Source organism: [Bacillus] enclensis, from assembly GCF_001456935.1.
GTDB lineage: Bacteria > Bacillota > Bacilli > Bacillales > Bacillaceae_B > Rossellomorea > Rossellomorea enclensis.
The window spans coordinates 73,422-80,770 of record NZ_KQ758489.1 but is presented as its reverse complement, the minus strand read 5'-3'; the positions used below and the strand labels follow the sequence as shown (position 1 = coordinate 80,770).

The window sequence follows — 7,349 nt, the reverse complement described above, 5'->3', positions numbered from 1 at the left end:
TGCGACAATCAAAAAAGAACTTATCTATCGTTCTAGATTTAAAACAAGGGATGAAGCGACAAAAGTCATTAACCACTATATTTCAAACCGGTACAACGAGAGAAGAAAACATTCAAAGCTGGGGTATCTTTCCCCAAACAATTTTGAGAGAAATTATCAGCGTTCAAACCTGGACTCAATCTCATAAATTCATCTTAGGCGTTAGAGGCAATCAATCTTGGTTTTAGATTGATTGTTTCTAATGCCCCACCAAACGAAAGTGCGGTAGGGATTTCAGCTAAAACATTCTCATTTTTAGGTGTCCATTTTCTTGACAGAAGTCCAATTTTCGAAAGATTCCACATCCAGCCCTGCCCCCACACCCAAATAAACCTCAAATTTCCGGCTGATACCCCGTCCAAAAACCTCATTACCCAAAGGAGTGGTCAATTGATCAAGAAAAAGCCCAGCCCCACAATCAAAATCCTCAAATTGTATGCCCTTCTGAGAAGAATCCTTCCCCAACACCCCTTACGTCATGAAATCGAAGCAGAATTAAGGAAGCTTGAAGCAGGATATAAAGGGGAGCTGTCCCTTAACTATCATTTAAGCTTTCTGCCTGAGAAAGATTACCTGATAATATTCGATCTGCGCCTTTCATACAAAACATTTTTCTTTCAAATCGACACGCTCATCCTTCATACGAACTTCATCCTCATCGCGGAAGTGAAAAACATAGCAGGTGAAATCTATATCGACACAGACTTCAATCAAATGATTCGGACGAAACAAGAAGCGACGGAAATATTCCCCGACCCCATCCTCCAGGCGTTCAAACAGAAGGAGAGGCTTGAGGACTGGCTGATCACAAAAAATTACCCGGCCATCCCGATCGAATACCGGGTCGTTCTGACCAACTCCCACTCACATATTACAAATACCTCTCAAAATCAACTCGTAATGGACAAGCTGATCCGCAGCGATAGGCTGGTCTATGAAATTAAAAAACTGACTTTGAAATATCCCAATCCAGTGGTGACGCCAAAAGAACTGACCCGGATAGCGAACCGGCTCATGAAGTCAAATGTCCCCGCTAATCCGGATGTCCTCGCACAATTTCAACTTTCAACCAGAGATATCCGTCCAGGTGTTCACTGCACAGAATGCCAATCCCTTTCGATGGAAAGAGTCCACGGAACCTGGTGGTGCTCCGATTGCCGGATCAAGAAAAAGGACGCCCACGTACACGCCCTGACAGACTATGCACTACTCATCGACACAACCATCTCCAATAAAGAAATGAGACACTTCACCAATCTTAATTCCCTTTCAACCTCTGCCAGGATGCTGTCTCTAATGAACCTGCCCTCTAACGGAACCACCAAGGATCGGCGTTATTCACTAGACCCTTTAATCAAAGATTTAAGTTTCGTATCCAAATCTTATTAATTACATCAAAAATGGACCACTCGCTATCGCAGTCAATTCGGGGAATCAACTCACAAAATCATCCCCCACGCTGCAGTCAGTCCCGACCCAATATACAAAAAACCCGCCCCCCACCGCCTCAAAGCAGCAAAGGACGGGCCTTACACAATCAATCATTCAATCATTCTTCCACAGCTTGCCGCTGTCTCTTCTTCCCTCTAAACCGGTCAAATACCAGATAAAGCGCGGGTACGATCAGCAAGGTCAAAATCACCGAGAAGGCGATTCCGGAGATGATCGTGACCGCGAGCGGTGTGAAGAGGGCGTCTCCGCTGACGGCGACCGGGATCAGGGCGACGATGGATGTGATGGCGGTCAGGACGATCGGGCGCAGTCTTGCGCGTCCGGCTTCGACCACGGCTTCCTTCACATGCATGCCGTCACCGAGCCGCTGTTCGATGAACTCGATGAGGACGATCGAGTTCCGGACGACGATTCCGGTCAGCGACACCATTCCCATCACGGCAAGGAAAGAAATCGGTGTCTGGGTGACGAACAGTCCAAGGATGGCTCCGGCGATTGCCAGGTAAACGGCAACCAATACCAGGAATGGCATTGATAATGAATTGAATTGCAGGGCAATCAGCAGGTAAACAAGGAAAATCACAATCGTGAACAGGATGGTGATTTCCGAGAAGAAGCTGTCCTGCGCTTCATTTTCACCGCCGAGTGTCAAGCTGTATTCAGAACCAACGTCTTTACCGGCGTCATCCACGATATTCTGGACTTTTTCTTCATAACCTTCCTCATTTTCAGGGAATGCGCGAATGGTGATCGCACGTTCTCCGTCGACGTGAGGAATCTGCTGGATTTCTTCTTTCTTTTCAACATTCACGAGTTCATCAAGACCTACCAATTTCGGCGGTCCGGCCGGGTTTTGTCCGCCGGCGGCAGGTAATTCAAGGGCAGAAAGATCGATTTCCCCGTTATTTCCGCCGAGTACAAGGTTCATGTCGCGTTTCGTGACGCCGTTGTCAAAGGCTTTGAGAGGGATCCCTTCTGTTGCCAGGCGTATTTGCTGACTGATCTGGTTTACGGTGATCCCGTTTTCCTCCAGTGCTTCACGGTCAGGTACATATTCCTGGACAGGGGAGAGTTCTCCTACATTGTCGACGACCAGATTGGTCTCGAGCTTTCCGATATCATCCTTGATCGAATCCCTCAGTTCAAGCAGTTTCTCCATTTCAGGTCCAGATACGGTTACCGTTACAGGGGCACCTGCAGGAGGACCCTGTTCGATTGTTTCCATGAAAAGGACGGCATCCGGGAACTCGGTGCGGAGCTTTTCAGTCCAATCGTCGATCAGTCCTTGGGCAGTCTGGTTTTCCCTGTCGACGCGGGCAACGATCTGACCTGTATTGTCGCCTGAGTTCTCAAGGGAACTGTTGAATAGATTCGGCAGCCCGGTTCCGGCGAATACGCTGGTTTCGTAGACACCTTCATCCGTCTTCATTCTGTCTTCCATTTCAGCAAGCGTATCGGACGTTTCCTCGAGTGTCGTACCAATCGGAAGGGTGACGTCTATCGTCACTTCTTCGCGGTCGGCGGACGGGAAGAATTCAAACGGCGTAAAAGCGATCAGGCCGAATATGGCTGTCGTGAACACCAGGCCAAGGACGGCTGTAAGCAAAGGCTTCTTTGAAAATCTTCTCAAGATGCCATCTGCATACCAGTCGGCCAGTTTATCAAGCGGCTTCCCGAGCAGTCCGGGTGAGTCTGAAATCTTTTTCTTCGTCTTGCTGTAAAGCATGTAGCGGAGCACAGGTACGAATACCAATGCCGCCAATGTTGAAGCCAGGATCGTTGTAATCAAGACGGTCGGAAGCGCCCTGATGAATGCGCCGTTCCCTCCTGATAAAAAGACGAGCGGCAGGAAAGTGAACACGATCGCGAGGGAGGAAGTGACAATCGACACCCACATTTCCTTCACGCCGTTCACAGCGCCTGTCAGCGCAGAATCCCCGAGTTTATAGCGGCGCTGGATATTATCATTCATGACGATCGAGTCATCCACAAGGATACCGAGTGCGATGATGGCCCCGATCACTGATATTTGGTTCAGGTCCACTCCTGCATAAGGAAGTGGGATCAACCCTGCGAGCACCGAAATCGGAATCGCCAGAGCGACGACGAAGACCCCGGATCCGGTCAGTCCCACCGCGGTCGTGACGATGACTGCAAGGACGGATATTGCAAGCGAGGTGAACAACCCTTTGAAAATATCGGTTACCAGGCTTGCCTGTGAGTAATAAGGAACGAGTTCCACATCCCCCGGAAGATTATCCGAAAGTTCTTCGACCTTGCTGCTCACCCGGTCATCGACGGATGGGATATCTTCGCCCTGTTGTACAAAAGCAGTGAACGAAACGGCAGGTTTCCCTTCGAAAGTAATGATATCCTCAGCCTCTTTGGGTGAAATTTTCACGTCTGCGATATCCCCGAGCAGGACGGATTCACCACCAGGGTTCTTTCCGACGAAGACCTTTTCCATTTCGTCAAGGGTCGAATAATGATCGACCGTCAGCTGTACGACTTCATCATTGATTTCTTCTTTCCCCAGTGGGGTAGGGTAGTACTCATCATTGATGGCGGTCATGACATCAGACACGTTTAGACCGGATTCCTTTAAATCCCCGAGCTTCAATTCGATGAGGATCTGTTCCTCAGGCAGTCCCTTGACGGCCACCCCTGAAACCCCGGATAATTCCTCGACCTCCGTTTTCCAGCGGTCGATCTCATCCTTGATGTCCTGAAAGCTTTCACGATTGTCGCTCGTCAGCTGATAAGAGACAATCGGCATCTTCACTGTGGATTCATTGATTTCAGGATCGAATACCTCCTCAGGAAAAGATGCGGATGCGTCAGAAACGGCCTGCCGCACATCGCTGAACACTTCTTTTTTGTCTTTGCCATCCTCGACCTCTACAATAATAGTAGAGAATCCGGCAGCGGAAGACGAATTGAGTTCCTTGATCCCGTCGATCGACTGCAGCGAATTTTCAATCGGATTCGTGACGGACCGTTCGACCGTATCAACGGTTGCCCCCGGATATACCGTGGAAACCGTCCCGATATTCACTTCAGTCTCGGGAATTTCCCTTTGTGGGAGCTGGAAAAAAGTAAAAATCCCGATAATGGCAAAGAGCAGTACAAAAATCAGTGTGATTTTCGATCGCTTCAAGATTGCTCGAATCATCAATCATTCCTCCTGTTAACTTGGTTTGACTCGTGGGTCAAAAAAGTTTTATTAATGCTTTTGATGTATTGATATATCAAGTTTAATTAAAAATGACTCATAAGTCATTTTTTCACGGTCGTGAATTTTAGTCAAGAAATAATGTGCTGGTCTGAGGAGGAGGGGTGATGACATTGAAACTATGATAAAATGGTGTAAAAATAAACGAAGCGGACTTCATATAGAAGACAGGTGATATCTAGTGAACAAACGTAAAGCAATATTGGAAACAGCTGTGGAGCTGTTTGCAGAACACGGATACAACCGGACATCGATGCAGCAGATCGCTGACAGCATCGGGATCTCCAAAGGTTCTCTCTACTCTTTTTTCCAATCAAAGGAAGATTTAATCATATCCATCTATGAACATTATCAGCAGCTCGTCTTCGAGCGCGCGTTTGTGGTCGGACTTGACAGCAATATGGCACAGGAGGACCGCCTGGCTAAACAATTCCAGGTTCAGTTTGAGGGAATCCTAGAATACAAATCATATATGAAGATGCATATGAGGGGAGAAACGGCCAAGGACAGTGAAAAGCTCGCCGAGATGGAGCACAGGATGCGCGGGAGGTTATTCAGCTGGCTGCAGCACAATCTTCACCGGTTATACGGGGATAGGATCGACCCCTACAAATGGGATCTGATGTGGATGACACAGTCCATTTATTCTTCTTATATGATGCTTCTGATTTCAACTGACAGCGATCTTGAACCGGCCGATCTCGGGAATCATATTGTGAGGCAGATCATGATCCTTGCAGACGACTTCTTTGAAGGGAAAAGTGCACCTCTCCTCGATGATGAAATGATGAAGCCGTTTTCAGTTGATATGGACCGGGAAGGGGCATTCATTTCGTTTGAAAAAAGAGAGGAGGCATGGACGAATCTGTATGAGAAGATTCATACTCTCAAAGACGATGAAGCAGGGGAGTATGTGAAGGTTGCGGACAGGATATCAGAAGAGTGCCGGAAATCCAAACCGGATGAGTTGATCCTCAAAGGGATGTTCAGGCTGCTGCGGGATGTGGAAGACTTAAAAGAAGAAGTGACAGAATTGGAAAAACAGCTGCTGCCTTAAATGAAAGTGGGGCAGCAGCTGTTTTATTATTCCGCTTTCAATTTAGTCAATACATTGTATCCAAACAATAACACTGCAAGTGTCGTCAGCACTCCTCCGGCTGCGATCACCGGGATGATGCCTTCATTGCCGGATGAAATGAGGTAAAACAGGCCGATCATCATAAGCGGGAGACCGATATTATGGAGCCAAAAATGAGCTTTTGCAAGCTTTGTCTGAGACACAGCCGGGAATAAATGATAGATGATACCTGCAAGAGTAAGAGCTGTCCAGCCCAGAAGATTGATATGAGCGTGAACCGGAGTGAAGCTGTAATCATGCGTCATCGACATATACAACCCGAATAACACGCCGATCATAAAATAAACAACCGAAATCTTGATCAATCTGATGCCCATAGTTATCCCTCCTTTTCTAGAAAAAATATATGAATCAAATGGTTGGGATAGAACAATATTAATAGTTCTTAAGTCACGACGGATGAGGAAATAAATAAATAAGGTTGCACCAATTAAATTTACTTTGTGCAACTTTTTTGACTTTAAGAGAGATAGATGGGGATGGATAAAAAGGTTTCTATAGACCCACTCGCATACTGCTTGATAAAATGTTCAGGCAGTTGTTTGGAGGTTGGAATGAGTGGATGATAAACGATATTCGGATTTGAAATTGGGCGAACGCGGTGCAATCATCAGCATCATAGCGTACATACTTTTATCTATATTAAAGCTGGTGATCGGGAATATGAGCGGGTCGGAGGCATTGAAAGCAGATGGTTTGAACAATACGACGGATATTCTGGCTTCGGTTGCCGTATTGATCGGGCTCAGGTTGTCGCAGAAACCTGCGGATGATGACCATCTATACGGACATTGGAAGTCTGAAATGGTCGCTTCGATGGTGGCTTCTTTCATTATGGCAGTCGTGGGGATTGAAGTACTGAGCGGGGCAGTCGTGACACTTTTCGAGGGGCAGTCGCACCCGCCTGACATGATTGCTGCCTGGACGGGGATTTTTTCAGCATTGGTGATGTATTTCGTCTACCGTTATAATAAAAAACTTGCGTTAAAAATAAAGAGTCAATCGGTCATGGCCGCAGCCAAAGACAATCTTTCCGATTCGTGGGTCAGTATCGGAACGGTGATCGGGATCATCGGTTCGCAGTTCAGCCTGGCCTGGCTCGATCCCCTTACTGCCCTGATTGTAGGGATCTTAATCATCAAGACGGCCTGGGGAATTTTCCGTGAAGCTTCCCATCAATTGACGGATGGATTTGATCAGGACCTGATTCAAGAGTACATAGTAACGATCGACGAGATTTCAGGGGTCGAGGGGATCAAAGATATCAAGGCAAGAACGTACGGGAACAATATTGTCGTGGACATCGTCATTACGGTGGATCCGGAATTGAACATTAATGATGCCCATGACATCTCAACCAGAGTGGAGAAAAAGCTAGAGAGAGAGTACGAAATCTATGATGTCCACGTCCATGTGGAACCGGAGTGACTTTTCTTGCATACGAAGAGAGGGACGGGCCGATAAATTCGGCCCGTCCCTCTTTTGATA

Annotated in this window: 7 protein-coding genes; 4 read left to right on the top strand and 3 right to left on the bottom strand. The window is 47.1% G+C overall.

Translation table 11 applies throughout. The features are described 5' to 3' along the window. The first annotated feature begins 7 nt into the window (after positions 1-7). Positions 8-187 carry an IS3 family transposase gene (locus AS034_RS22525; RefSeq protein ID WP_058299669.1) on the top strand — a complete coding sequence of 60 codons (180 nt, stop codon included), beginning with the start codon at positions 8-10 and terminating at the stop codon, positions 185-187. A gap of 7 nt (positions 188-194) precedes the next feature. Here AS034_RS22525 and AS034_RS23505 read toward each other — a convergent pair whose 3' ends face one another. Further along, the gene (locus AS034_RS23505; RefSeq protein ID WP_162266044.1) at positions 195-344 is read right to left on the bottom strand and encodes a hypothetical protein; all 150 of its coding nucleotides are present in this window, start codon (positions 342-344) and stop codon (positions 195-197) included. Positions 345-429: 85 nt separating this feature from the next. Between AS034_RS23505 and AS034_RS19730 the strand changes: the two genes are divergently transcribed. Further along, positions 430-1,428, top strand: coding sequence for a nuclease-related domain-containing protein (locus AS034_RS19730; RefSeq protein ID WP_058299868.1), 999 nt, complete (start codon positions 430-432; stop codon positions 1,426-1,428). 160 nt (positions 1,429-1,588) lie between these two features. On the opposite strand, the gene AS034_RS19725 is transcribed toward AS034_RS19730, so the two are convergent. Continuing rightward, positions 1,589-4,663, bottom strand: a complete 3,075-nt coding sequence (locus AS034_RS19725) for an efflux RND transporter permease subunit (protein WP_058299867.1) — start codon at positions 4,661-4,663, stop codon at positions 1,589-1,591. 241 nt (positions 4,664-4,904) lie between these two features. Between AS034_RS19725 and AS034_RS19720 the strand changes: the two genes are divergently transcribed. Then, the gene (locus AS034_RS19720) at positions 4,905-5,780 is read left to right on the top strand and encodes a TetR/AcrR family transcriptional regulator (RefSeq protein WP_058299866.1); all 876 of its coding nucleotides are present in this window, start codon (positions 4,905-4,907) and stop codon (positions 5,778-5,780) included. A gap of 26 nt (positions 5,781-5,806) precedes the next feature. Here AS034_RS19720 and AS034_RS19715 read toward each other — a convergent pair whose 3' ends face one another. Next, positions 5,807-6,178, bottom strand: a complete 372-nt coding sequence (locus AS034_RS19715) for a cbb3-type cytochrome c oxidase subunit I (RefSeq protein WP_032086564.1) — start codon at positions 6,176-6,178, stop codon at positions 5,807-5,809. A gap of 241 nt (positions 6,179-6,419) precedes the next feature. Here AS034_RS19715 and AS034_RS19710 point away from each other — a divergent pair, with 241 nt between their 5' ends. Further along, positions 6,420-7,289 (top strand): cation diffusion facilitator family transporter, encoded by an 870-nt coding sequence (locus tag AS034_RS19710; protein WP_058299865.1) that lies wholly within the window; start codon positions 6,420-6,422, stop codon positions 7,287-7,289. Positions 7,290-7,349 lie beyond the last annotated feature (60 nt).

What these genes read in the sequence shown, in the direction of transcription:
- AS034_RS23505 (WP_162266044.1), bottom strand. Translation starts at nt 344, where the DNA reads ATGTGGAATCTTTCGAAAATTGGACTTCTGTCAAGAAAATGGACACCT.
- AS034_RS19725 (WP_058299867.1), bottom strand. Translation starts at nt 4,663, where the DNA reads ATGATTCGAGCAATCTTGAAGCGATCGAAAATCACACTGATTTTTGTA.
- AS034_RS19715 (WP_032086564.1), bottom strand. Translation starts at nt 6,178, where the DNA reads ATGGGCATCAGATTGATCAAGATTTCGGTTGTTTATTTTATGATCGGC.